19 protein-coding genes are annotated in these 25,743 nt (G+C 73.8%); 12 read left to right on the top strand and 7 right to left on the bottom strand.

Features of this window, described 5'->3' with window-relative positions:
• Window position 1: 1 nt before the first annotated feature.
• A complete protein-coding gene (gene buk, locus AMOR_RS12890) occupies window positions 2–1,081 on the bottom strand; it encodes a butyrate kinase (RefSeq protein WP_248361675.1) in 1,080 nt (359 codons plus the stop codon).
• Window positions 1,078–2,001, bottom strand: coding sequence for a phosphate acyltransferase (locus AMOR_RS12885; protein ID WP_248361673.1), 924 nt, complete (start codon window positions 1,999–2,001; stop codon window positions 1,078–1,080). Before AMOR_RS12885 ends, buk begins: the two co-directional genes overlap by 4 nt.
• A 132-nt stretch (window positions 2,002–2,133) precedes the next feature.
• Here AMOR_RS12885 and AMOR_RS12880 point away from each other — a divergent pair, with 132 nt between their 5' ends.
• From AMOR_RS12880 to AMOR_RS12860, 5 genes are read left to right on the top strand one after another with little or no spacing between them, the layout of a single operon-like run.
• Window positions 2,134–3,765 (top strand): thiamine pyrophosphate-dependent enzyme, encoded by a 1,632-nt coding sequence (locus tag AMOR_RS12880; protein WP_248361671.1) that lies wholly within the window; start codon window positions 2,134–2,136, stop codon window positions 3,763–3,765.
• Window positions 3,758–4,243 (top strand): indolepyruvate oxidoreductase subunit beta, encoded by a 486-nt coding sequence (locus tag AMOR_RS12875; protein ID WP_248361669.1) that lies wholly within the window; start codon window positions 3,758–3,760, stop codon window positions 4,241–4,243. Before AMOR_RS12880 ends, AMOR_RS12875 begins: the two co-directional genes overlap by 8 nt.
• A gap of 43 nt (window positions 4,244–4,286) precedes the next feature.
• Entirely contained in the window at window positions 4,287–5,612 is a 1,326-nt protein-coding gene (locus tag AMOR_RS12870; protein ID WP_248361667.1) for a phenylacetate--CoA ligase family protein, read from the top strand.
• Between the two features lie 17 nt (window positions 5,613–5,629).
• On the top strand, window positions 5,630–6,070 hold the full coding sequence (locus AMOR_RS12865; RefSeq protein ID WP_248361665.1) for an amino acid-binding protein: 441 nt from the start codon (window positions 5,630–5,632) through the stop codon (window positions 6,068–6,070).
• Between the two features lie 7 nt (window positions 6,071–6,077).
• Entirely contained in the window at window positions 6,078–7,430 is a 1,353-nt protein-coding gene (locus AMOR_RS12860) for a phenylacetate--CoA ligase family protein (protein WP_248361663.1), read from the top strand.
• A gap of 12 nt (window positions 7,431–7,442) precedes the next feature.
• Here the strand turns inward: AMOR_RS12860 and AMOR_RS12855 are convergent, their stop codons facing one another.
• The 4 genes from AMOR_RS12855 to AMOR_RS12840 are packed head-to-tail and all read right to left on the bottom strand — an operon-like array spanning window position 7,443 to window position 11,742.
• A complete protein-coding gene (locus AMOR_RS12855; protein WP_248361661.1) occupies window positions 7,443–8,501 on the bottom strand; it encodes a hypothetical protein in 1,059 nt (352 codons plus the stop codon).
• A gap of 50 nt (window positions 8,502–8,551) precedes the next feature.
• On the bottom strand, window positions 8,552–9,937 hold the full coding sequence (locus AMOR_RS12850) for a hypothetical protein (protein WP_248361659.1): 1,386 nt from the start codon (window positions 9,935–9,937) through the stop codon (window positions 8,552–8,554).
• Between the two features lie 23 nt (window positions 9,938–9,960).
• The gene (locus tag AMOR_RS12845; RefSeq protein ID WP_248361657.1) at window positions 9,961–11,565 is read right to left on the bottom strand and encodes a sodium:solute symporter family protein; all 1,605 of its coding nucleotides are present in this window, start codon (window positions 11,563–11,565) and stop codon (window positions 9,961–9,963) included.
• 12 nt (window positions 11,566–11,577) lie between these two features.
• Window positions 11,578–11,742, bottom strand: coding sequence for a symporter small accessory protein (locus tag AMOR_RS12840; protein ID WP_248361655.1), 165 nt, complete (start codon window positions 11,740–11,742; stop codon window positions 11,578–11,580).
• Between the two features lie 280 nt (window positions 11,743–12,022).
• Between AMOR_RS12840 and AMOR_RS12835 the strand changes: the two genes are divergently transcribed.
• The gene (locus AMOR_RS12835) at window positions 12,023–15,034 is read left to right on the top strand and encodes a hypothetical protein (protein ID WP_248361653.1); all 3,012 of its coding nucleotides are present in this window, start codon (window positions 12,023–12,025) and stop codon (window positions 15,032–15,034) included.
• A gap of 12 nt (window positions 15,035–15,046) precedes the next feature.
• The gene (locus tag AMOR_RS12830; protein WP_248361651.1) at window positions 15,047–16,309 is read left to right on the top strand and encodes an OmpP1/FadL family transporter; all 1,263 of its coding nucleotides are present in this window, start codon (window positions 15,047–15,049) and stop codon (window positions 16,307–16,309) included.
• A gap of 79 nt (window positions 16,310–16,388) precedes the next feature.
• Here AMOR_RS12830 and AMOR_RS12825 read toward each other — a convergent pair whose 3' ends face one another.
• The gene (locus tag AMOR_RS12825) at window positions 16,389–17,411 is read right to left on the bottom strand and encodes an SDR family NAD(P)-dependent oxidoreductase (protein ID WP_248361649.1); all 1,023 of its coding nucleotides are present in this window, start codon (window positions 17,409–17,411) and stop codon (window positions 16,389–16,391) included.
• 289 nt (window positions 17,412–17,700) lie between these two features.
• Here AMOR_RS12825 and AMOR_RS12820 point away from each other — a divergent pair, with 289 nt between their 5' ends.
• The 5 genes from AMOR_RS12820 (at window position 17,701) to AMOR_RS12800 (ending at window position 25,674) form a co-directional block, all read left to right on the top strand.
• The gene (locus AMOR_RS12820) at window positions 17,701–19,656 is read left to right on the top strand and encodes a methyl-accepting chemotaxis protein (protein WP_248361647.1); all 1,956 of its coding nucleotides are present in this window, start codon (window positions 17,701–17,703) and stop codon (window positions 19,654–19,656) included.
• 198 nt (window positions 19,657–19,854) lie between these two features.
• A complete protein-coding gene (locus AMOR_RS12815; RefSeq protein WP_248361645.1) occupies window positions 19,855–21,426 on the top strand; it encodes a caspase family protein in 1,572 nt (523 codons plus the stop codon).
• 3 nt (window positions 21,427–21,429) lie between these two features.
• A complete protein-coding gene (locus tag AMOR_RS12810) occupies window positions 21,430–22,734 on the top strand; it encodes an RCC1 domain-containing protein (protein WP_248361643.1) in 1,305 nt (434 codons plus the stop codon).
• Between the two features lie 131 nt (window positions 22,735–22,865).
• A complete protein-coding gene (locus AMOR_RS12805) occupies window positions 22,866–24,062 on the top strand; it encodes an HlyD family secretion protein (RefSeq protein WP_248361641.1) in 1,197 nt (398 codons plus the stop codon).
• A gap of 34 nt (window positions 24,063–24,096) precedes the next feature.
• A complete protein-coding gene (locus AMOR_RS12800; RefSeq protein WP_248361639.1) occupies window positions 24,097–25,674 on the top strand; it encodes a DHA2 family efflux MFS transporter permease subunit in 1,578 nt (525 codons plus the stop codon).
• Window positions 25,675–25,743: the final 69 nt, after the last annotated feature.

Below are 25,743 nucleotides of genomic sequence, written 5' to 3'. Positions count from 1 at the left end.
GCTACCCCTCGTACCGCCGCGCCCGCTCCGCCCCCGACAGCACCCGGAGCGCGCCCTCTGCCAGCGCCCGCAGCTCGTCCTCGCCCGGGAAGAGGAACACCGGCGCGATCCAGTCGATCCGCCGCCGCACGCCCTCGACGATCGGCGCGAGGTGGACGAGCCCACCGGTGAGGAGGATCGCGTCGAGGTCGCCCTCGAGCGCGGCCGCCAGCGCGGCCGCCGCCTTCCCGGTCTGGTAGCAGAGCGCCTCGACGAGGAGCCGCGCCTGCGAGTCGCCCGCCTCGCCCCGGCGGAGCGCCTCCCGGACGTCGCGGGTGCCGAGGTACGAGTAGAGGCCTCCGTCGCCGAAGACCCGGCGCTTCACGTCCGCGGCGGTCGCACCCTCGGCGAAGCAGAGGTCCACGAGCGCGGTCGCCGGGAGCCCGCCGGCGCGGTCGCCGGAGAACGGCCCCTCGTCCATCGGGTTCACGACGTCCGCCATCCGCCCGCCCCGGAGCGCCGCCAGCGAGATCCCGGTGCCGAGATGGGCCACGACGAGCCGGAGCGCCTCGAAGGACCGGCCCTGCTCGCGCGCGAACCGCCGCGCGACGGCGCGGATGTTGAGCGCGTGCGAGAAGCTCCGCCGCTCGATCCCGGCGAGCCCCGAGACGCGGGCCACCGGGTCGAGCTCGTCGACCGAGACCGGATCGACGACGAGCGCCGGGCAGCCGTGCGGCGCGGCGAGCGCGTGGGCCATCGCGGCGCCGAGGTTCGAGGCGTGCTCGCCGCGCTCGGCGCGCTCGAGGTCCGCGAGCATCCGCGCGTCCACCGCGTAGGCGCCGGAGTCCATCGGCGGGAGGAGCCCGCCCCGGCCGACCACCGCGGCGAGATCGCCCGCGCAGACCTCGGCGCGCTGGAGGAACCCGACCGCCGCCGCGACCCGCGCCGGCAGCTCCTCCCAGGCGCGCCGGGCCGGGCGCTCGAGGAGCTCCGGGTGGACGAGCTTCTCCTCGTGGAGGAGGGTCCCCCCGCGGTACAGGGCGAGCTTCGTCGAGCCCGAGCCCGGGTTCACCGCGAGGACGAGCGGCTCGGCGGCCGTCATCTCGACCCCCGCGCCGCCGCGACCGCGCCCAGCGCGATGGAGTAGAGCTTGTCCTCGGCGCGCTCGACGCGCGACGGGATGAGGACCGGCGCCCGCGCCCCGACGATCACGTGCGCGACGTGCCGGTGGGCGAGGTAGGTGAACGCCTTCCCGAGGGCGTTCCCGGTCTCGATGGTCGGCACGAGCAGGACGTCGGCGCGGCCCGCCACCGGGTGGTCGATCCCCTTCTCGCGGGCGGCCTCCACCGAGAGCGCGTTGTCGAGCGCGAGCGGACCGGAGACGAGGCAGCCCGGGAGCTCCCCGTCGGCGTTCATCGCCGCGAGCGCCGCCGCGTCGCGGGTGTGGGGCATCGCGTCGGTCACGCCCTCGACGGCGCAGAGGCACGCGACCCTCGGGCGGTCGTGGCCGAGGCTCCGGAAGAGCGCGACCGCGTTCAGCGCGATCTCGCGCTTCTGCGCGAGGGTCGGCGCCACGTTCACGCCGCCGTCGGTGATCCCGAGGAGGCGCGGTTCCGGCGAGAGCGGGTGGTCCGCGACGAGCACGTCGGAGAGCAGGCGCCCGTCGCGCAGCCCGCCGGTCCGGTCCAGGATCGCGCGGAGGAGGTCGGCCGTCTGGAGGCGGCCCTTCATCAGGATCGCCGCCTCGCCGCCCCGCACCATCGCCACGGCGCGGCGCGCCGCGTCGGCGTCGCTCGCGGCCGGCTCCACCGCGAAGAGCGCCGGATCCTCGCCGAGGGCCGCGAGCCGCCGGCAGATCCCGTCCCGGTCGCCCACCAGCACCACGTCCGCGATCCGCTGCCGTCGGGCGAGGGCCGCCGCGCCGAGCGCGGTGTCGCTCTCGGCGGCGGCGACGGCGAGCCGGAGCGGGCCCACCGAGCGGGCCTCGGCGACCAGGCGCTCGAGGGTGGGGATGGGAATCATCTCGGCCCTTCCGGTATCATGCCGCGTTCACGGTTCCGAGCGGATGCGAGCGCCGGCCCGGCTACTTAGCCACGGACGGGGCGCCCCGCACGTCCGAAGCGCGCGGGACCGCCACGAGAGGAGAGACCCGAAGTGACGGAACGGCGGCTTCTTTCCGGCGACGAGGCGGTCGCCGCGGCGGCGAAGGACGGGGGCGTCCACCTCGGCACCGGGTACCCCGGCACCCCTTCGACCGAGATCCTGCAGGCCTTCTCCGAGCTGGGCGGCCGGGCGCAGTGGGCGCCCAACGAGAAGGTCGCGCTCGAGGTCGGCCTCGGCGCCGCGTTCGGCGGCGCGCGGGCGCTCGTGACGATGAAGCACGTCGGCGTGAACGTCGCCGCCGACCCGCTGTTCACCGCCGCGTACACCGGCGTCTCCGGCGGCCTCGTCCTGGTCTCCGCGGACGACCCCGGCCTCGCGTCGTCCCAGAACGAGCAGGACAACCGGCACTACGCGGAGGCCGCCGGCCTCCCGATGCTCGAGCCGTCCGACTCGCAGGAGGCCTACGACCTCGCCCTCGCGGCGTTCGAGCTCTCCGAGCGCTGGCAGCTCCCGGTCATCCTCCGGATGACGACGCGGGTCTGCCACTCGAAGTCGATCGTGACCCGCAGGGCCGGCCTCCCCGCGCCGAAGGCGCCGGCGTTCGTCCGGGACATCCCCGGCCGGGTGATGATCCCCGGCTACGCCCGCCCCGCGCACCGGAAGCTCCGGAAGAAGCTCGAGGCCCTCCGCGTCTTCGCCGAGTCGTCGCCGCTCAACGTCTGGCGGCAGGGCTCGAAGGCGCTCGGCGTCGTCACCGCCGGCATCACCGCGCGGCACGTCCGCGAGGCGGCGCCGGAGGCGAGCCTCCTCGAGCTCAAGACCGTCTACCCGCTGCCGCTCGAGAAGATCCGCGCCTTCGCGGCGAGCGTCGAGCGCTGCGTCGTGATCGAGGAGGGCGACCCGATCTTCGAGACCGCCATCCGAGCCGCCGGGATCCCCGTCGAGTCGAAGGACCCGTCCTACCGCTTCGGCGAGCTCTCGGTGGAGCGCGTCCGGCGGATCCTCGCGAAGGACACGGGGCCCGAGCCGGAGCCGCCGAAGGGCAAGCCGCCCGAGCTCTGCCCGGCGTGCCCGTACCACCCCGTGTACTCGACGCTCCGGAAGCTCGACTGCATCGTCGCGGGCGACATCGGCTGCTACACGCTCGGCGTCCTCCCGCCGTACCAGGGGATGGATACCTGCGTCGCGATGGGCGCCTCGCTCGGCGTGGGCCTCGGGCTCCGGCACGTGCTCCCGGAGAAGGACGCGCGCCGGGTCGTCTCCCTGATCGGCGACTCGACGTTCATCCACTCAGGCGTGAACGGCCTCATCGAGATGGTCTACAACCCGCCCGCGACCGGGCACGTGCTGATCGTGCTCGACAACGGGACGACGGCGATGACGGGGCAGCAGGAGCACCCCGGCACCGGCCGGACCCTCGACCACGAGCCGACGTCGAAGGTGTCGATCGAGGGGCTCGCCCGCGCCGTCGGCGTCGCGAACGTCGACATCGTGGATCCGGTCGCGGATCCCGCGGGGTTCGAGAAGCTGCTCTCCGAGCGGCTCGCCACCCCGAAGCTCTCCGTGATCATCGCGCGCCGCCCCTGCATCCTCGCCGCCGCCGACATCCGCAAGTACGAGAAGGCCGCGGACGAGAAGCGCGCCGCGATGTGCTCCGCGTGCGTGGAGGCCGGCAATGTCTGACCGGATCATGAACGTCGTCGTCGCCGGCCTCGGCGGCCAGGGCGTCATCAAGGCGTCGGACATCCTCGCCGACGCCGCCTTCCGCGCCGGCCTCGACGTGAAGAAGGCCGAGATCCACGGCATGAGCCAGCGCGGCGGGTCGGTCACCTCCGACGTCCGCTTCGGGAAGGAGGTCCTCTCCCCGATGATCCCGGCCGGCGAGGCGGACTTCCTCCTCGTGCTCGCGCCCTCCGAGATCCCGGTCACGAGGCCGCTGCTCCGCAAGGGCGGCCTCCTCGTCCCGCCGGACGCGATCGACGACGCGAAGCTCCCGAACAAGCGGAGCCTCAACGTGGCGCTCCTCGGGATCCTCGCGCGCGAGCTCGACCTCCCGGAGGATGCGTGGCTCGCCGCGATCCACGCGGCGCTCCCGGAGCGGCTCCACGCGGTGAACGACGCGGCCTTCCGGCTCGGCCGCGAGACCGTCGTCCCCCGCTGACCTCGAAGCCGCAGCGAACCCACCGCCGTCGCGAGGTGCCCACGTGAAGACCCAGTGGAACGACGCCGGCAGCGCCTTCCACCCCGCGAGCGCGCCGGACTTCCTCCCGCGCCGCGAGCTCGAGAAGCTGCAGCTCGCGCGGCTGCGGGCGGTGGTTCGGCGCGCCTACGAGAAGGTGCCGCTCTTCCGGCAGCGCATGGAGGCGCGCGGCCTGTTCGCCGACGCCGTGAGGGCGCTCCCCGATCTCGGGAAGCTGCCCTTCACGGTGAAGTCGGATCTCCGGGACACCTACCCGTTCGGCCTCTTCGCCTCTCCGATGGAGGACGTGGTCCGGCTCCACGCGTCCTCCGGCACCACGGGGAAGCCCATCGTCGTCGCGTACACCGAGGCGGACCTGCAGGTGTGGACGAGCGTGATGGTCCGCTCCTTCGCCGCCTGCGGCCTCGGGAAGGGCGACGTCATCCAGAACGCCTACGGGTACGGCCTCTTCACCGGCGGCCTCGGGGCGCACTACGGCGGCGAGGCGCTCGGCGCCACGGTGATCCCCATCTCCGGCGGGAACACCGAGCGCCAGCTCATGGTCCTCCAGGACTTCGGCGTGTCCGCGATCTGCTGCACGCCGTCGTACATGGTCCACCTCATCGAGCGCGCCAAGGAGGCGAAGATCGGGTTCGGGCGGCTCCGGGTCGGGGTCTTCGGCGCCGAGCCCTGGTCCGACTCGATGCGCGAGCACATCCAGGCCGAGGCGGGCATCCGGGCCCACGACATCTACGGCCTCTCCGAGATCGTCGGCCCAGGGGTCGGCATCGAGTGTCTCCACCGCGACGGGCTCCACCTCTTCGAGGACCACTTCTACCCGGAGATCGTCGACCCCGAGACCGGCGCGGTCCTGCCCGACGGCGCGGAGGGCGAGCTCGTCCTCACCACCCTCTCGAAGGAGGCGATGCCGATGATCCGGTACCGGACGCGGGACATCACCGCGATCCACCCGGAGCCGTGCGCTTGCGGGCGCACCATCCGCCGCATCCGCCGCATCGGCCGCCGCTCCGACGACATGTTCATCATCCGCGGCGTGAACGTCTTCCCGTCGCAGGTGGAGACCGCGCTCCTCCAGGTCGAGGGGACCCTGCCGCACTACCAGATCGTCCTCTCCCGGGAGAAGGGGCTCGACGAGATGGAGGTGCAGGTCGAGGTGACGCCGGAGGTCTTCTCCGACGAGATCCGCGGCCTGCAGGCGCTCCAGGAGAAGCTCGCGACGGCCATCGATCACGTGGTGGGCCTGCGGGTGAAGGTCACCCTCGTCGCGCCGAAGACGCTGGCGCGGAGCGAGGGGAAGGCGAAGCGCGTGTCCGACAGGCGGAACATCTGAGGCAGGAGGGGCGCCCCATGCAGATCCGTCAGCTGTCTTTGTTCCTCGAGAACCGGCCCGGCCAGCTCAAGGTCCCGGTGAAGGCCCTCGGCGACGCGGGCATCGACATCCTCACCATGTCGCTCGCCGACACCCAGCAGTTCGGGATCCTGCGCCTCGTGGTGAGGGACTGGGAGCGGGCGAAGAAGGTGCTCGAGGACGCCGGCGTGGTCGTGAACGTCACCGACGTCCTCGCGGTGGACGTCCCGGACCGCCCGGGCGGCCTCGCGACCGTGCTCGAGGCCTTCGAGAAGGCCGGGCTCGGGATCGAGTACATGTACCCGTTCGCGACCCGCGAGCGCGGCAAGTACGCGACGCTGCTCTTCCGGCTCGAGGATCCCGAGCGCGCCGCGCGCCTGCTGCAGCAGCAGGGCGTCCGGCTCGTGCCCTCCTCCGAGCTGTTCTCGCGCGCGGGCTAGCTTCGAGATGAGCACCACGGCCGCGACCTTCGCCCGCGGGGCGCTCCCGCCCGGCTTCGAGAACCGCCTCCACGATCCCGCCGAGGCGCTCTCGCGCGACGCGCTCGCCGCCCTGCAGGCGGCGCGCCTCCGCGAGGCCGTCGCGCGGGCGAGCCGCGTCCCGTTCTACCGTGCGGCCCTGGCGAAGGCCGGCGTCTCCGCGGAGGACGTCCGCTGCGCCGGGGACGTGCGCCGGCTCCCGTTCACGGTGAAGGACGACCTCCGCCAGTCCTACCCGCTCGGCCTCCTCGCCGTGCCGCGCGAGCAGGTGGCCCGCATCCACGGCTCCTCCGGCACGACCGGCCGGCCGACCTTCGTCGCGTACACGAAGACCGACCTCGAGCTGTGGGCCGGCCTCGTCGCGCGGTTCCTCGTGGCGGGCGGGCTCCGGCCCGAGCACACCGTCCACGTCGCGTTCGGCTACGGGCTCTTCACCGGCGGCTTCGGCCTGCACTACGGGATCGAGCGGGTCGGCGCCGCGGTCGTGCCCGCCGCAGGGGGGAACACCCCGCGGCAGGTCCGGCTCATCCAGGACCTCTCCGCAGAGGTCCTCGTCTGCACGCCATCGTACGCGCTCCACATCGGCGAGGTCGCCGAGGCGGAGGGGCTCCACCCGAACGACCTCCCGCTCCGGTTCGGTCACTTCGGCGGCGAGCCCTGGACCGAGGAGATGCGCGCCGCCATCGAGCGCTCCCTCGGCATCCTCGCCTTCAACAACTACGGCCTGTCCGAGGTGATCGGGCCCGGCGTGGCGGGCGAGTGCGGCGTCCGCGACGGGATGCACGTCCAGGAGGATCACTTCCTCGTCGAGTGCCTCGACCCCGAGACGCTCGAGCCGGTGCCGGACGGCGAGGTGGGCGAGCTCGTCTTCACGACGCTCACCAAGGAGGCGATGCCGGTCCTCCGCTACCGGACGCGCGACCTCGCCTCCCTGGATCGCCGGCCGTGCCCCTGCGGCCGGACCGGCGTGCGCATGGGCCGGATCGTCGGGCGCTCCGACGACATGCTCATCATCCGCGGCGTGAACGTGTTCCCGTCGCAGATCGAGGAGGCGCTGCTCCGCGTCGAGGGGACCGCGCCACACTACCTCATCGAGATCTCGCGCCCGGGCGCACTCGACGAGGCGATCGTGAAGGTCGAGGTCCGTCCCGGCGACTTCAGCGACGAGATGCGGCAGATGATCGAGCTGAAGGACCGGATCGATCGCGAGATCCACGCGGTGACCGGGATCCGGATGGCCGTCGAGCTGGTCGCGCCGGGGTCGCTCGAGCGGAGCGCCGGGAAGGCCCGGCGCGTGCTCGATCACCGGAAGGCCAGCTAGCAGGCGCCGCGCTCAGTAGGCGAGGAGCGCCTCGAGCAGCTCCCTCCCGGTCCCGGTCGCGCCGTCCGTCACCCGCTCCGCGGTGAAGCTCACCAGGATCGCGGTGGACGTGCCGGCCGCGCCCGCGCCGTGGCGGCCCACCGCGGCGGGCAGGCTCTCCGCGACGGCGCCCGCGAGGTGCGCGTAGAGGAGCACGTCCGCCGCCGGCGCCGGGGTGAGCCCGGCGGTGTAGGCGGGAGGGAGCGCGGACCCGTCCGCGGACACCGCGAAGCTCCGGCCCGCGGCCGGCCCCCTCGCCGCGCCGTCCACGACGAAGTCGCGATCCTGCAGGAACGCCGGGTAGACGTCGACGACGCCGAACACCTCGCCGAGGAGGGTGCTGCCGCCGCCGGCGCAGGCCGAGGTCCACGGCGAGACCAGCACGAGGCGGCGGCCGCCGGCGTCGAGGAAGTCGCGGACGGCCCGCTGCGCGGCGTCGCCGAGGAGGTCTCCGGAGCAGCCCCCCGCGCCGCGCGCGCCGGTGTACCAGACCACGGCCTCGTAGCGGACGAGCAGGGCGGGGTCGGGGACGCCCACCCGGGCGACGTCGCAGCCGTCGTTGCCCGCGAGCGTCGCGCCGAAGAAGGTGTCCGAAAGCCCGTCCCCGCCGTCGTCGTCCACGACGAGCACGGGCGTGGTCGCCGCCACCGTGATCGGGAGCTCGCGCTCGACCGCCGGCCCGGGCCCGGTGAGCCGCACGCGCACCGTGAACCCGGCCGGCGCCGCGGAGAACGCCGCATCCACCCGGACCTCCAGCGCGGCGTCGCCGGGAGGGCAGCCCGCGGCGGCGGGGACGCCCGCCACCGCGATCCCGTCCGGCCGGGTCGCGGGGACGAGGGCGAGCTCAGCCGCGCCACCGCCCTCGAAGGCACCGCAGGCGACCGCGGTCGCACCCCCGCCGCGGGCGACGCTGAGGTTCTTCGGCGTGAGCGAGAGGTGGCCCGCGGGCCCGCCGCCGCCGCCCCCGCCGCACGCGGCAGCGAGGCCGAGGACGGCGAGAGGCAGCGCGCGCAGGCGGGGCGGGCCGGGCACGGCCCCATGCTACCCGCCTGCGCGCTCGCCGCGGCTGCCCGGATGGGCGGCTAGAACGCGAACAGCGAGCCGAGCTCGACCTGCGTCGAGTCGCGCCTGAACCGGTCCTGCGTGTTCGTGACGTACCAGGTGACCTCGGTCGAGACCCGCCAGCGGCTGCTGAGCGAGAGGATCACGCCGCCCGAGACCTGCTGGTTGCGGTTGATGACCGTGGCGGTCGTCGGCAGATCCGCCTCGCGCGGCTCCTCGATGCCGTAGCCGCCGACGAGCTGGACGATGGGGAGCGGCGTCACGATCGCCTGCGCCCAGAAGCCTTCGGTCCGGACCGGCGAGACCGCGGTGCTCTTCCCGGACGCGTCGGTGGTGATCTTCACCTCCGGCGCGATCGACGAGTAGACCCCGAGCGCCTCGCCCAGGAAGGCCGCGCCGACCACCGTGAGGTACGGGACGTCGAGGCGCGCGTCGACGGAGGCGCCCCAGCTGTCGATGGTCGAGTCGCGCCCCGCGCCGTCGAGGAAGTACACCTCGCGCCCGTACCGACCGGAGGCGCCGACCTCGAGGAGCGGCTTCCCGCCGGGCTTCACCGCAAGCGCCACCCGGCCCTCGGCGTCGGGGATCCCGGAGCGCTCGCCCACGAGGACGCCTGCCGACCGCGGCTTGTCGTACGGCGCGAGCGCGGCGACCTGCGCGGAGAGGACGACGGGGCCGCTCGTCTCGGCGGAGAGCCGGACCTGCGGCGCGCGGCGGAAGAGGAACCCGGCGCCGGCGAAGCGCGGCACGGCGAGGTGCGCGAGGCTCGCGGCGAAGTGCGGGCCGGTGAAGATCCCCCAGGTCTGCCCGACGGTGAGCGTGAGGTTCGAGAGGTCCTTCCAGGTGGCGGCCACCCATGCGTGGCGGAGGCGCACCGCCGGGAGGGAGTGATCATCGCTCGCGAGCGGGCCCATGAAGTCCATCTCGACGAGGCCCTTCGCCTTCGCGCCGGCGAGAAGGCCGTCGGTGGGGAGGCCGAGCGCGGCGCGGATCCGGCTCTGCCGCGCGGAGACGCCCGCCGCGTCGCGGCCGCTCACCGCGAAGAGCGGGAGATCGGTGGTGCCCGTCGCCGTCGGGTTCACGCCGCCGAACGTCCGCCAGGCGTGCGTCTGGAGCCAGCCGGACCACTCGACCGTGACGCCCTCCTTCGGCGGCGGCGTCGCGACCGCCGGCTTCTGCGGCTTCTCCGGGGCCACGGGGGGCGGCTGGGCGCCCTGGCCCGGCTCCGCCGCGGGCGCGGGCGGTGCGGGGGGCGCCGGAGGAGCGGCAGGAGCGGGCGGGGTCGCGACGCCGGACGGCGGAGTGGCGGCGGCCGGCGCGGGCTCCGGCGCGGCGGGCGGCGGCGTGTTCTGGGCGGCCGCGGCGAGCGGCAGGGCGAGGCAGAGCGCGGCGAGGCGACGGTTCATTCGTTCTCCTGGGGGTGGACGGCTCAGGCGGCGGGTTGGGCGGAGCGGGGCGCGGCGGAGCGTGCGGGACGGGTGGCGAGCGACGCGAGGACGGTCACCGCCGCGGAGATCGGGAGCGCGATGACGAGCGGATCGACGACCGCCCAGATCGTGCCGGAGACCAGGCTCGGCCGGCCGGCGAGCGCCTTCGCGATCCCGAAGGCGGCGGCCTCCTTCTCGTGGAAGAGGAGCGTCCACACGACCCAGGCGACGGTGCCGGAGAGCATGCCGGCGACGGCGCCCGCCTTCGTCGCGCGCCTCCAGAAGAGCGCCGCGACGAAGAGCGGCAGGAACGACGCCGCGCACATCCCGAAGAAGAGCGCGGTCGCGACGGCGATCACGTTCCCGCCGAGGTTGAAGGCCACGAGCAGCGTCACGGCGAACCCGACCACGATCCCGGCCTTCGCGATCGGGACGGTCCGCTCCTGGTGCGCGCCCTTCATCGCGACCTCCTGGTAGAGATCGCGGCCGATCGCGGTGCCGATCACGTGGAACTGGGCGGAGAGCGTGGACATCGCCGCCGCGACGAGCGTCAGCATGAAGAGGTAACCGAACCACTCCGGCATCGCGCTCTGGGTGTAGGTCGGGATGAGCTTGTCGACGTTGAACTTGCCGGTGGTGGGGTCGGTCACCGCCGCGAGGGCGATCTTCCCGGTGCGCTCGAAGAAGTAGACGTTCGTGAGCGCGCCCACGAGGAACGCGACGCCGGTCATGAAGAGGATGAAGATCCCGCCCGGCACGAGAGCGCGGTTCAGCTCCTTCCCGCTCTTCACCGTCATGAAGCGGAGCGTGAGCTGCGGCTGCGCGAGGACGCCGATGCCGACGCCGAGCACGATCGTCGAGACGAGCTGCCACCAGATCGGCGAGAAGAGCGCGGGCATCGCCGTCCAGCCGCGGTGGCCGCTCGCCTGGAGCGCGGGGGGCACCTTCGCGGCGAGGGCGGTGAGCTTCCCGTGGGCGGCGGCGCCGCCGGTCTGCCCGTACGTCGCGAAGAGGAGGAGCGCCATCCCCGCGAACATGAGGACCGCCTGGAAGGCGTCGGTGTAGACCACGCCCTTCAGCCCGCCGAAGAGCACGTAGGCGATGGTCACCGCGGCGAAGACGAGCAGGGCCGTCGAGTAGCCGAGGTGGAGCTGCACCTCGAGGAAGCGTGCCCCGCCGATGAGCACCGCCGCCGCGTAGAGCGGCATGAGCAGCGCGATGGTACCGCCGACGAAGCCCTGGATGAACTTCGAGTCGAAGCGGCGGCCGAGGAGCTCGGGGAAGGTGTGGGCGTCGAGGGCCGCGCCGAGCCGGCGCGTCGGCCGGCCGAACACGACGAAGGCGACGAAGACGCCCACGAAGATGTTCGCGGCGGTGAGCCAGAGCAGCCCCATCCCGTAGAGCGCCGCGACGCCGCCGAAGCCGACGATCGCGGACGTCGAGATGAAGGTCGAGCCGTAGGCGAGCGCCATCAGCACCGGGTGGATCTGCCGGCCGCCCACGAGGAAGTCGGCGGCGCTCCGCGTGTTGCGGTAGCCGAGCCAGCCGAGGAAGACGACGATCGCGGCGTAGACGAGGACGACGGCGACGAGGAGGGGCGTGTTCACGGTCGGTCGCTCCTACACTTCGTCGATCTCGACGGCCTCGCCCGGCGGATGGCGCGGCTCCGGGAGCGGAGCGTCGTCTTCGTTCCAGTGGAGGAGGCCGTACACGACGCAGAGCACCGCGCTCGCGATCGTCGCGACGAACGCGGCGGTGACGCCCGCATCTCCGAAACCGAGCATCGGGACCTCCCTCGCGGGACTGCGGCGAACGGCCCCAGCGATGGTACCGGGCCCCGCCTGGGTCATACAACCGATTGACCGGTCGGCTGCGACCCACGCCGAGAGGTGCGGTCCGCCCCGCCCGGGAGGACGCGTCGCGTCATCCCAACGGCGTGACCTGGGCAGGCGTGACGCGCTCCCGGTGCTTCCTTGACTTCACTGCCACCCCGGCAGAAGAAGGGAGACGATTTTCCAGACATTGCTTGCTTCACGTTGCGTGGACGCCCCCGGAGGAGCCCGCATGTTGCTTCGCCCCAAGGCAGCCCTGACCATCGCCGTCGCCCTGCTCGCCACCTCCTGCAGAGACGTGAAGCAGGAGGCGCCGTCCCAGCAGATCGTGATCGCGACCTTCTCGTCGCCCACGATCCCTACGCCGAACGATCTGGTGCTCCAGGCGGTGCCTACGCTCCCCGCCGGCCTGCAGAAGGAGCTCCTCCAGTCGTTCATCGACCAGGGCGGGTTCCCGAACGATCAGGAGGTCCCGGTCACCGTCCCGATCAAGGCGCTCGCGTTCGACGCCGGCACGAACAAGTACGCGCCGGCCGCCGCCACACCGACCGTGGACGTCGCGACGATCACTCCCCAGACCGCGGCGGTGCTGAAGGTGGACGGCGGCCAGGTCCAGGTGGTCGACACCGAGGCCGGCCCGGCCGCGCCCGGGGTCATCACGATCCGGAAGAAGGCGGACGCGAGCGGCAGCCGGCGCTGGGCGCCGGGGCGCTACGTGTTCGCGCTCCGCGGCGGCGCGAGCGGCGTGAAGACGACCGACGGCGTGGCCGTCTCGGCCGACTCCGCCATCGCCCTCACCATCCCGAACAAGGACCTGAAGATCTCGGAGAACCAGCCGCCGGGAGGCCTCCCCGCGCCGCTCGTGACGCAGCTCGAGACGGTCCGCGGCCTCCTCTGGAACCCCGTCGACTGGGCCCCGGCGAGCACCACCCCGAAGACGTGGGCGCCGTGCGCCCCCGGCAGCGCCGGATGCCAGACCGGCACCATCAGCCCGGCCTACGCCGCCGTGGACACCGCGTTCCCGCACGCCGAAACGGCGAGCATCGCGACGTTCGAGATCGCGCCGGCCGCGGCCGCGGCGCCCCTCACGGACGCCGGCTCCGGCCAGGTCCCGCTCCCCTCGAACCTCCTCCTCGACGGGTCCAAGCCGGTCCCGGGCACGAACGGCACCCGCTTCCTCGTGAAGAAGATCCCCGCGTTCGGCCCCGCCGCGGACGGCCTCGCCACGCTCGACGGCTTCTCCACGACCGGCATGGTGCTCGCGCCGCTCACCGGCCCGGTCGACGCGGCGACCATCACCAACGCCACCGTGTTCGCCTTCGAGCTGCCGGACGGCGCGGGGAACCCGCGCGCCCTCCGCGACGTCGCCGGCGCGCTCGGCGCCGGCCAGCCCGCCACCGCCGAGATCCTCATCCAGCCGCCCGATCTGAACCGCCCGGCCGGCGGCAAGCAGGCGACCACCGCCATCGGCATCCAGCCCGGCGTCGCGGTGCCGATCCCGTCGCCCGCCACGATCGTCTTCGTCCCACCGCTCAAGGAGAAGAAGAACTACGCCATCGTGATCACCGACGGGGTGAAGGACCTCGCGGGCAACCCGCTCAAGCGGAGCACGCTCGGGAACCTCCTCTTCACGTTCACCTCGCCGCTCGTCGTCGACGGCAAGTCGCAGATCCCCGGCGTCTCCGACGCGGACGCGGCCGGCCTCCAGGCGATGCGGAACGGCCTCACCCCGCTGATCACCGCGATCGGCCCGCTCACCGGCACGAGCCTCACGAAGGACAACGTGGTGATGGCGTACACGGTCCAGACGCAGACCGTGACCGACACGAGCGTGAAGCTCTCGGCCTTCCCCTACGACCCGAACGCCGACGGTAACCCGGCCGACAGCGAGGCGTTCACCACCAGCGGCGCGGCCGCGTTCGACCCGGCGACCGTCGGCATCGACGCCGCGACCCAGGGGGTCCTCTTCTCGCACGTCGACTCGTTCCTCACCGCGAATGTGACGACGGTCGACGCCATCGATCCCGCCACCGGCGCGCTCAACCCGGACACCACCAAGTGGGCCGGGACCGCCATCCCCGCGCTCGTCGCCGTCCCGAAGCTCACCGGCTGCGCGCTGCCGGCCTCGCCCTGCGTCGCGCCCCTCGTCGTCTGGCACCACGGCCTGAACGGCGGCCATCTGCAGATGCTCACCGTCGCCGACTCGCTCGCCCAGCGGGGCTTCGTCGTCGTCGCGATCGACGCGCCGTACCACGGCGACCGCGCCTTCTGCGAGAAGAACTCCGACTGCACGACGGACGGCACCGCCGACGGCGTGTGCACGCCGGACCAGGCGAAGAAGACCCAGGGTGACGCGGTGCCGCCCGGCACCTGCACGACCGGCCACCTGCGCGCCGGCACCAATCTCACCACCGTCGCCTCCGGCAACTACTTCATCTCGGCGAACTTCTTCCGCATCCGGGACGGCTTCCGCCAGCACCTCATCGACCAGGGCGCCCTCGTCCTCGCGCTCGCCCGCCCGCCGGCGGCCGCCGGCTTCCCGCAGCCCACGAGCGCGGTCGCGGACGCGCTCGCCGCGAAGGGCATCGTCGTGGACCCGACGAAGGTCTACTACGAGGGCCTCTCGCTCGGCGGCATCAGCGGCGGCCCGATCCTCGCTACGAACCCGCGCTTCGCCCGTGGCGTCATGAACGTCCCCGGCGCCCCGCTCGTCGACGTCTTCACGAACGCCCCGGCGTTCGCGCAGGAGGTCGATCAGATCTTCCTCGGGCTCGGGATCGACCGGTCGAAGATCGCCACCGATCCGAACGTCGCGGCGCGCTACCTCCAGACGCTGATCCTGGCGAAGTGGATCCTCGACCCGGCGGATCCGCTCAACTACGCCGCGAACGTCCGCACGAAGCTCGCCTCGCCGCTCGACCCGCTCGCCGCCGTCGGCCTCGCGCACACGACGACCGACGTCCTCGGCCAGCTCGCGAACTGCGACCAGGTGGTTCCGAACGCGACGACGGTCGTGAACGGCCGGCCGCTCCCGTACGGCGACCTGCTCCTGAACCGCGCGGGCGTCCCGACGACCCTCTTCACGAAGGCCGATGGTGCCGGGGGAACGCCGGGCACCTGCGTCTCGCACGGCGTCCTCGCGGACACGCTGCTCCCGACCTCCATCGGCAAGCCGGTCCGGGATCAGGCGGCGGACTACCTCCTGGCACCTTCCACCCCCGCTGCGACGATCCAGCTGCAGTAACGAGGTGACGCCATGCGCAAGACGACTCTCCTCGCGATCCTCGCCCTCCCCGCCCTCACGCTGGCGAACGGCTACGACGTCCCGAACGTGAACCCGCGCGACCTCGCCATGGCGGGGTCGCTCGTCGCCGCGCAGCGGGACGCGGCCGCGACGTACCAGAACCCGGCGGCGCTCTCGAAGATCGAGGGGCTCGACCTCTCCCTCGCGGGAACGTTGCTCAACATCGACACGACCTGGAAGGCGCCGGCGGGCTCGCCGCTCGCGGGCTCCCCGGACGCCTCGACGAAGTTCGCGCCCGCGCCGCCCGTCTCGCTCTTCGCCGCCTACGGCACGAAGCTCGGCGACCGCGGCGCAGGCATCGGCTTCGGGATGAACGTCCCCGGCGGCGGCAACGTCTTCTGGGAGGACGACTGGGCCGGGCGCGGCCGCATCATCACGGTCGACCGCAAGCTCTACGGCTTCTACCTGACCGGCGGGTACGAGCTCATCCCGCAGGTCCGGCTCGGCGGCGGCGTCAACTACATCTACACGACCGAGTACCTGAAGCAGGGCGTGCAGCCGGATCCGAACGCGTTCGGCGAGCTCGCCACCACGGGCGGCGGCTTCGGCTACCAGCTCTCCGGGGAGTTCACGCCGCTCGCGGACGTCCCGCTCACCTTCGGCGTGGACTACAAGCACAAGGTCCGGATGAAGCTCACGGGCGACGGCCACTTCGTCGTCCCGGACGCGCTGCTCCAGCCGAACCCGACCAACCCGGCAGCGATCCCGCCCATCGACCAGGGCGTCACGCATGTCCTCACGTTCCCGAACGTGCTCGCCATCGGCGCCGCGTACCGTCCGGTGAAGCCGCTCCTCGTCACCTTCGGCTACACGTTCAACCGGTACATCGTCTACAAGTCCGACGTCTTCGAGGGGGACAAGGGCACGACCATCTCGGTCCCCCGGAACTACACGAACGGCTACACGTTCCGGCTCGGCGCCGAGTACGCGCTCAACCCGCGCCTCGAGCTCCGCGCCGGCGTCCTCCGGGACATCTCCGGCTTCGACATTCGGTACTACTCGCCGACACTCCCCGACACGCACTCGTGGGCGGGCGCCCTCGGCGCCGGCTACCAGATCCGCGACGGACTCGCGGTGAACGCCGCGTTCTTCTACGCGTTCTTCGATCGGGTGAGCCAGACGGGCAACCTGGCGATGCAGGGGATCTACGACACGAACGTGTGGATCGCGTCGCTCGGCGTGAACTGGCGCACGGATCTCGGCGGCGCGAAGTAGGATCGCCGCCCCGGGACTGAAGCGAACGAGGCCCCCTCGCCGCGCGGCGGGGGGGCCTCTCTCTCTTCGGCCCGCGGCGCTACGCCGGCTCCTCGTTGTACTTCTTCGCGGCGCGCTCGCCGAGCGCGGTCAGGATCGAGCGCGCCAGCCCGCGCCGGTACAGCTCGGCCGGGAGCGCCATCCCCTCCCGCTCCTCCGGCTGCGGCCCGGGGAGGAGCCGGTTCACGAGCCCGAGGGTGCGGACGATGAGACCGGGGAAGAGGGCGTGCGCGAGGCGGAGCAGCTTCGCGGGGACCCCGATCACGACCACCCGCTCGCCGTGCTCGACCGCCCGCACGATCCGGCGCGCGGCGCGCTCCGCGTCGAGGGTGATGAGCGGCAGCGACGAGACGAGGGAGAAGAGGCTCGCCTCGGCGTAGCGCTTCCCCTTCACGAGCGCGTGGCCGAAGGAGCCGGTCCGCATGAGCCCCGGCACGATCGTGACGACCGACACCCCGTGCTTCGCGGCCTCCGCGCCGAGCGCCTCCGACCAGCCGCGGAGCGCGAACTTCGCGGCGTCGTACGGCGCGAGGTGCGGGATCCCCACCGCGGCGCCGATCGAGGTCACGTTCACGATCGTCCCGCGCCGGCGCGCCCGCATCCCGGGGAGGACCGCCTCCGCCGCGTGGACCGCGCCGTAGAACATCGTCTCCATCGCGCGGCGGTAGTCCTCGAGCGTCATCGCCTCCGACGGGCCGACCTGGATGATCCCGGCGTTGTTCACGAGGAGGTCCACCGGGCCGAGGTTCTCCTCGACGTCGGCGACGAGGGTGCGCATCCCCTCCTCGTCGGTGACGTCGCCCGGGAGCGCGGTCGCGTCGATGCCGCGCGCCTCCAGGCCGGCGCGCGCCCGCTCGAGCTCCTCCTCGTCGCGCGCGGTGAGCACGACCCGCATCCCGCGCTCGCCGAGCTGCCGGGCGAGCACGAGCCCGAGGCCGCGCGAGCCGCCCGTCACGAGGGCGATCGCCCCGGCGAGCGGCGTTCGCCGCCCGAGCCTCCGCGCGAGGACGTACCCCGCGCCCCCGAGCAGCATCGTCCAGCCCAGCCATCCGACGCGACGCATCGAGAGCACCTCCGTGCGGAACGTTGGGCACGGGCACACTCCCGCGCCGCCCGCACGACATCCAGCCACCTGCTCGTCCCTCGGGCGCGGGACCTCCGGTTCGCCAGTTGCACTGCGCGTGGCGCCCGGGCGCCCTGGCAGTGGCCTGCCCACCTGGCGCCGGCAGGTACGTGCGTTCCGCGCGTTCCGGCCGGCGGGTACCTACCGACCCGCGGGACCGACGGGTACCACCGGCGGGACCCACACGGTGAGTCCCGACCACGCAGCGCGATCTCGCAACAGGTGCTCCATGTCCCACTCCTCCTCTCTCGCCACGAAGCTCGCCCTCGCGACCAGCGTCGCGTTCGCGCTGATCCTCGGCGGATTCACGTTCACCTCCGCGTCGTTCACCTCGCGAACGGTCGGCCGCGTGACGCGCGACGCCCTCGGCGCGCGCGCCGCGCTGGCCGGCGACATGGCCGCGGTGTACGACGACGCGCTCGCCCGCACCGCCCGCGATCTGATCTCCGTGTTCCGCGCGTCGTACCCGTACGGCGTGCACGCGGACCCGTCTGCCGGCGTCACCTACGACGGCGCGCCCCTCCCCGGGCTCGTCTCGGACGGCCGCCCCGTCGCGCTCGACTTCGGGACGGTGGACCGGTTCACCGCCGTGACCGGCTCGGTCGCGACGGTCTTCGCCCGCCAGGGCGACGACCTCGTGCGGATCACGACGTCCGTGAAGAAGGACGACGGCGCGCGCGCGGTCGGGACGGCGCTCGCGAAGGACCACCCCGCCCGCGTCCTCCTCCTCGCGGGCCAGCCGTACTCGGGGAAGGCGGTCCTCTTCCACCGCGACTACCTCACGCGCTACGAGCCGATCCTCGAGGACGGCCGCGTGGTCGGCGCCTTCTTCGTGGGCGTGGACTTCACCGAAGGGCTCGCCGCCCTCCGCGCCCGGATCCGGGCGCTCCGGAGCGGCGCGAGCGGGTACGCCTTCGTCGTCGACGCCGGACAGGGTGACGGACGCGGGCGACTCCTCGTGCACCCGCACGCCGAGGGGGAGCGCCTCGGGCTCGCCGGCGACGGCGGCCGCGCCCTGCTCGACGCCGTCGCGGCGGGCCCCGCCGAGCTCATCGTCCGGCTCCCGGGCGCGGACGGGGCGGTGCGGCCCCAGGCGGTCGCGTGCGTCCCCTTCGCGCCGTGGCAGTGGGCCATCTGCGCCGCGGTGGACGAGGACGAGCTCACCGCCGACGGCCGGCGGCTCGCGATCCTCCTCGCCGCCGGCGGCGCGCTCCTCGCGGCCGTGCTCGTCGTCGTCGTGCTGGCCGTGATGCGCCGGCTCGTGCTCCGGCCCCTCGCGGCGGCGAGCGCCTTCGCCGGCGCGGTCGCCGACGGCGAGCTCGGCCGCGAGCTGCCGCCGTTCGCCCGCGACGAGCTCGGCGCCCTCGCCGAGGCGCTGAACGAGATGGTGCGCCGTCACCGGGGCGTCGTCGGGACGATCCGAGGGGCCTCCGAGACGGTGGCCGAGGCGTGCCAGGCGCTGTCCGCCGCGACCGAGCAGGCCGCCCAGGGCGCCTCGGAGCAGGCGGGCCACGCGGAGAGCGCCGCGAGCGCCATCGAGGAGGTCGCGGCGCGCGTCGACGAGGCCGCCCGCGGCGCGGGCGAGACGGACGCCCTCGCGCGCCGCTCGGCGGAGGACGCGCAGAGGGGCGGGGACGCCATCCGCCGCGCGCTCGACGCGGTACGGGAGATCGCCGAGCGCACCGCCGTCGTGGACGAGATCGCCCACCAGACGAACCTGCTCGCGCTCAACGCCGCCATCGAGGCCGCCCGGAGCGGCGTCCACGGCCGCGGGTTCGCGGTGGTCGCCGCCGAGGTGCGGAACCTCGCGGAGCGCAGCCGCGTCGCCGCCGCGGACATCGGGGCGCTCGGCGCGTCCACGATCGAGGCGGCCCGCGCGGCGGGCGATGCGCTCGAGAAGGTCCTGCCGGACGTGCAGCGGACCAGCGCGCTCGTCCGCGGGATCGCGGGAGCGACGCAGGAGATCGCGACGAGCGCCGCGGACGCGACCCGATCGATACGCCAGCTCGAGAGCGTGGTGCAGGCGAGCGCGTCGTCGACGGAGGAGCTCGCCTCGACCTCCGCGCGACTCGCCGAGGAGGCGGAGGCGCTCCGGAGGGCGGTCGAGTACTTCCGCACGGGAACCGCAGCGGAGAGCGCCCACCCCCGACCGCCGACCCCGACCCGCGCGCTGCGCGCCGCCTGACGTCGGCCGCGGCGCCGCGAGGACCCCCTCGACGCCGAGCTGCCGACCACGCCGGTCGCGACCGGCGTGGTCGGCGACGGCGCATGTCCCACGGCGCCACGACGAGCTGAGGTGGGGGCCTGCCGGGGACCAGATGCGGATGGGGCGCTCCGGTATCAAGCTCAGGCTTCAACCACCCACGGTGGACCCTGGCCGTCCGTGTCTCGCGCCCTCTCGCACCTCGCTGAACCCGCCCGATCCGTCCCGCGCCCGCGCCGCGTCCCGACGCCGTGGGCCGCCGGAGCGCTCCTCGCCGCCGCGCTCGTGTCGCCCGCGCTCGCGGGGGCGACCGAGCGGTTCGCCCTGGTCGCCGGGAACGACTTCGGCGCGCCGGGCCGTCCGCGCCTCTGGTACGCCGAGCGGGACGCCGAGCAGTTCCGCGACACGCTCGTCGAGCTCGGCGCCTTCGAGGCGGACCACGTCGTGCTCGTGAAGGGCAAGGGCCGCAACGCCTTCGAGGAGGCGCTCGCCGCCATCGACCGGCGAATCGCTGCGGAGCGGGCCCGGAGCGAGGCGACGCTCCTCGTCGTCTACTTCTCCGGCCACGCGGGTCCGGCCGGGATCGAGCTCGGGCCGGAGCGGATCCCGTTCCAGGAGCTTCGCGACGTCGCCTCGCGGTCGAGCGCCGACGCGAAGGTCGTGATCGTGGACGCCTGCGAGGCGGGAGCGCTCACGCAGGTGAAGGGGGCGGTGGCGATCCCGACCGTCCAGTTCGCGCTCCCGGAGCGCGACGTGCAGGGCACGGCGTTCGTCGCGTCGACGGCGGTGGGAGAGGCGGCGCAGGAGTCCGCGCGGCTCCAGGGCAGCTTCTTCACCCATCACCTCGACGTGGCGCTGCGCGGCGCCGGGGACGCCGACGGGGACGGGCGCGTCACGCTCGCGGAGGCGTTCCGCTACACCGCCGCGCGGACGGTGCTCGCCACCTCGACGACGGCGAGCGGCCCGCAGCACCCGACCTACGAGTTCAGGATGTCCGGCCGCGGCGACGTGGTGCTCGCGGACCTCCGGCGCGCCCAGGCCCGGCTCCGCCTCCCGCCGGACCCGGGCGCGCTCTACGTGCTCACCGGTCCCCGCGCGCTGCTCGCGGAGGTGCCGGGCCTCGACGAGCCGCTCGCCCTCGCGCTGCCCGCGGGGCGCTACGAGGTCGAGCGCCGCGGCCGCGACGGCCGCGCCCGGGCCGAGGTCGACCTCGCCGCGGGCGACGACCGGACGCTCCCCAGGCTCACGCCGACGCGTTACGAGCTCGCCCGCGCGAAGGGCGGTCCGCTCCCGAGCGAGTGGTTCGCCGGCTTCGGCGTGGCGACGCTCGGGATGCCGGGCGCCGGGACCGCACCGGCCGCCCGCGTGGGCTTCCGCCGCGAGGTCGGCCCGATCGCGCTCCGCACCCACGCCGACCTCACGTTCCAGGAGGCGAACGACCGCGGGCTCCGCTACACGTCCTCGCGCGTCGGCGCCGCGATGGCGGGCATGCTCCCGGTGATCGGCGCGAGGAACCTCCTCGAGGCGGGCGTGGAGGTCGGGGGCGGCTGGACGACGCAGGGGCTCCGCGACGGCCGCGACTTCTCGACGCCGGATGCGACCGCCGGTCTCGCGGTGGTCGCGTCCCGGCCGCTCGGCCGACTTCGCCTGGCCCTCGACGCGGGCGCGGGCGGGCGGCTCTTCAACCTGAACGGCCAGACGGCGCTGCGGCCGTACGGGATCGGCACCCTCGTGCTGCTCTACGGGATGTGACGCGTGACGCGGCTCTCCACCGTGGTGCTCGCTGTCGTCGCCGCCGCGGCCGGCGGCGGTTGCCAGCGCACCGTCTACGACGCCGAGGGCGTCCCGCGCCTCGGCGCCCTCCTCTGCGCGGATCCCGGCACGCACGCGTGCGAGGCGCTCGGCGTCTGCGCGCGCGACGACGACGCGCAGCGCTGCGAGGCGGACTGTCACCCGTGCGCGACGGACGTCCCCGGCGCGAGGGCCATCTGCGTCGCGAACGCCTGCGCGTACGAGTGCGCGGCGGGCTCCCTCAAGTGCGCCACGGGCTGCTGCCGCGCTGCGGCGATCACCGCGGGCGGGGATCACGCCTGTGCGGTGACGGCCGGCACCGGCGAGCTCCTCTGCTGGGGCGCGAACAACGACGGCCAGCTCGGGATCGGGGACCCGAGCGGGGCCGACCAGCCCACGCCGGTGAAGGTCGCGCTGCCCGCGCCCGTCGTGTCCGCCTCCGCCGGGACCGCCCACAGCTGCGCCGTGGTCGAGGGCGGCGCCGTCTACTGCTGGGGGCGCGCGTCGTCGTTCCTGAGCGGCGCGGAGTACGTCTTCTCGCCGGAGGAGGTGGCGGCGCTCTCCGGCGCGACGGCGATCGCGGCGGGGGGCGGCCACACCTGCGCCCTCCGTGGCGGGGGCGCAGTCCGGTGCGCGGGCGCGTGGAACCCCGGCGGCCTCGCTGGCGAGCCGGTCGCGAGCGGCGCCACGGCGATCGCGACCGGGGACGGGTTCAGCTGCGCGCTCGTCGCCGGCGCGGTGCAGTGCTGGGGCGCGAACGATCACGGCCAGCTCGGGGCCACGGGCGACGTCGCGCAGCCCGCCACGATCGCGCTCGCGGGCCCGGTTTCGATCCTCGCGCTCGGGAGCGATCAGGGCTGCGCGGCGACCGCCGATCCCACCGCGCCCGTGCGCTGCTGGGGCCTCCGGATCGGCCTCTCGAGCGACCTCGCCACGCCGTACGCGCTGGACGACGTGCGCTACTCCGTCTCCGCGCTCGCGGGCGGCGCCGCGCACGGCTGCGCGCTGCGCGCTCCTGCCTCGGACGGCGTGGAGTGCTGGGGGAACACGGCGGCGAGCCCCGTCATCGGCGGGACCGCGCTGGTCGTGGGCGCGCCGGTGCGCGTCGCGGTCGCGAGCCCCGCCTCCGCGATCGCCGCCGGCCTGAGCCACACCTGCGCCATCGACGGCGCCGGCGCCGTCGTGTGCTGGGGGCGCGGCGACCGCGGCCAGCTCGGGGACGGACGGAAGGTCGACGCCGAGATCCCGGTCGCGGTGGTCAGCCGGTAGCGCCGCTCGAACGGGGGCAGTGCCCGCTCGCTCCGGGTCCGCGTCGGATCGGCTTCCGGTTGCGCCGGCCGGACCTGACGCCTAGTCACGATCGGGATGGACCGCGCCCGCGATCGGCGCGGGGAGGAGACATGGACGCCGAGGTGCGGGAGGAGCCACGCGCGGGAGGACCGGCGAAGACGCCGCCCGCCGAGGGCACGAAGGAGAAGCGCGGCGCGCTCCGACGGCGCGTCGCGATCGGCGTCGCCGTCGTCGTGACGGTCGCCCTGCTCTACTGGCTCCACGCCCGCCGCTACGAGGACACGGACGACGCGCAGATCGACGGCTACGTGGGCGCGGTGAGCTCGCGCGTCCCCGGCACGGTGACCGCCGTCCGCGTCGAGGACAACCAGCGCGTCGAGGCGGGCGCCGTGCTGGTCGAGCTGGATCCGACCGACCTCGAGGTCGCCGTCGCGCAGGCGCGGGCGGCCGTCGCCCAGGCGCAGGCGGCGTTCGCCGCCGAGCAGCCCAGCGTCTCGATCACGGAGACGAGCAACCTCGCGGCGGTCCGGAACGCCGAGGCCGACGTCGAGTCGGCGAGGACCGATCTCGAGGCCGCGCAGCGCGACGCGGAGCAGGCGGACGCGAGCGCCAGGCTCGCGGAGTCCCAGCTCGCCCGGGCGAAGCAGCTCGTCGAGGGCGACAGCCTCGCGCCCGCCGAGTACGACCAGCGCTCGGCGTCCGCGGACGTCGCCCGCGCCGCCGCGCAGGCGTCGAGAGAGCGGCTCGCGGGACGCCGGGCGCGGCTCGACGCAGCGCTCTCCCGCCAGCGGGAGATCCTCCAGAACGCACCGCGGCAGCTCGTGAGCCGCCAGGCCACCGTCCAGGTCCGCCAGGCGAACCTCGAGCTCGGCGAGGCGCAGCTCCGGCAGGCGCAGCTCAACCTCGGGTACGCGAAGGTCCTCGCGCCCGCCGCCGGCATCGTCGGGAAGCGCACGGTGAACGTCGGCGACCGGATCCAGCCGGGCCAGCAGCTCATGGCCCTCACGCAGACCGGTGAGCTGTGGGTGACGGCCAACTTCCGGGAGACGCAGGTCCGCCTGATGAAGGCGGGCCTGCGCGCCGACTTCCACGTCGACGCGCTCGACCGCGACTACCGGGGCGTCATCGAGAGCTTCGCCGGCGCGACCGGCTCGCGCTACAGCCTCCTCCCCCCGGAGAACGCGTCGGGTAACTACGTGAAGGTCGTGCAGCGCATCCCCGTTCGCGTCCGGATCGACCCCGGGCAGCCGGAGCTGGAACGGCTCCGGCCCGGCATGTCGGTGGAGGTCGCGGTCGAGGTGCGGTGAACGCGGCGGACGCCCCTCGGACGACGAGCGCGCCATGAGCCAGGACTGGGAGGAGCGAGGCTTCACCGGCGGCCACAATCCCTGGGTGGTCGCGATGACGGTGACGCTCGCCACCTTCATGGAGATCCTGGACACGTCCATCGCGAACGTGTCGCTGCCGCACATCGCGGGGAACCTCTCGGTCAGCCAGGACGAGAGCACCTGGGTCCTCACCTCGTATCTCGTCTCGAACGCGATCGTCCTCCCCGTGAGCGGCTGGCTCGCCACGCGCTTCGGCCGCAAGCGCTTCTACATGACGTGCGTGGCGATCTTCACGACCAGCTCCTTCCTCTGCGGGATCGCGCCGAACCTGGGCGCCCTCGTGTTCCTTCGCGTCGTGCAGGGGATGGGCGGCGGCGGGCTCGGCCCGAGCGAGCAGGCCATCCTCGCCGACACGTTCCCGCCGCAGAAGCGTGGCATGGCGTTCGCCATGTACGGCATGGCGGTCGTGCTCGCGCCCGCGATCGGCCCGACGCTCGGCGGGTACATCACCGACCACTTCACATGGCGGTGGATCTTCTTCATCAACATCCCCGTCGGGATCGTCTCGCTCCTCCTCACGACGCGCGTCGTGGTCGACCCGCCGCACCTCGCCGAGGCACGCCGGCGGGCGGGGCGCATCGACTACGTCGGGCTCTCGCTCATCGCGGTGGGCCTGGGCGCGCTCGAGCTCGTGCTCGACAAGGGCCAGGAGGAGGACTGGTTCGTCTCGAGCCTCATCACGTCGTTCGCCGTCGTGTCGGCGGTCGCCCTCGTCGCGTTCGTCGTCTGGGAGTGGCGACAGGAGAGCCCGGTCGTCGACGTTCGCCTGTTCCGGAACCGGAGCTTCGCGACGGCCAACCTGATGATGCTCGTCCTCGGCATCGCCCTCTTCGGCTCGACGGTCCTCCTGCCCCAGTACATGCAGGTCTGGATGGGGTACAGCGCGCAGCAGGCAGGCGAGGCGCTGTCGCCGGGCGGGCTCGTGGTGATCATGCTCCTCCCGCTGGTCGGGCGACTCGTCTCGAAGGTGGACGCGCGCTGGCTGATCGCGTTCGGGTTCGCCGTGCTGTCGGCGGCGCTCTTCCACATGACGTACACGCTCTACCCGGGGATCGACTTCCGCACGGCGATCCTGATGCGGGCGTTCCAGTCCGTGGGGCTCGCGTTCCTCTTCGTGCCCATCAACACCATCGCGTACGCCGGCCTCCCGGCGGAGAAGAACAACGCCGTCTCCGGGATCGTGAACCTGTCGCGCAACATGGGCGGCGACGTCGGGATCGCGTTCGTGACGACGCTCATCGCCCGCAGGTCGCAGTTCCACCAGGCGCGCCTCGCCGAGGGCGTCACCGCCGGAAGCCAGACCGTCCTCGCACGCCTCGCCGGGATCGCCCGCGGCCTGGAGCACGCCGGGAGCACCTCGGCGGACGCGGCGCGCCAGGCGTACGGCGCGCTCTACCGGCAGCTCGTGCAGCAGGCCCAGACGCTCGCCTATCTCGACGCGCTGTACATCCTCGCCTGGTTCAGCGCGGCGATGGTGCCGCTCGTGTTCCTGACGCGCCGCGTGAAGGGCGGGAGAATGGGCGGGCACTGAACAGGAGCGGAGCCCCGAGGAGCGGTGGCGGCGCGGGGCACCCGATCTTCTTCACCGTTGGTGCATGTC

It is taken from the genome of Anaeromyxobacter oryzae (genome assembly GCF_023169945.1).
GTDB classification, from domain to species: Bacteria; Myxococcota; Myxococcia; order Myxococcales; family Anaeromyxobacteraceae; genus Anaeromyxobacter; species Anaeromyxobacter oryzae.
The sequence above is the reverse complement of the archived record's forward strand: the minus strand, read 5'-3'. Positions and strand labels throughout refer to the sequence as shown.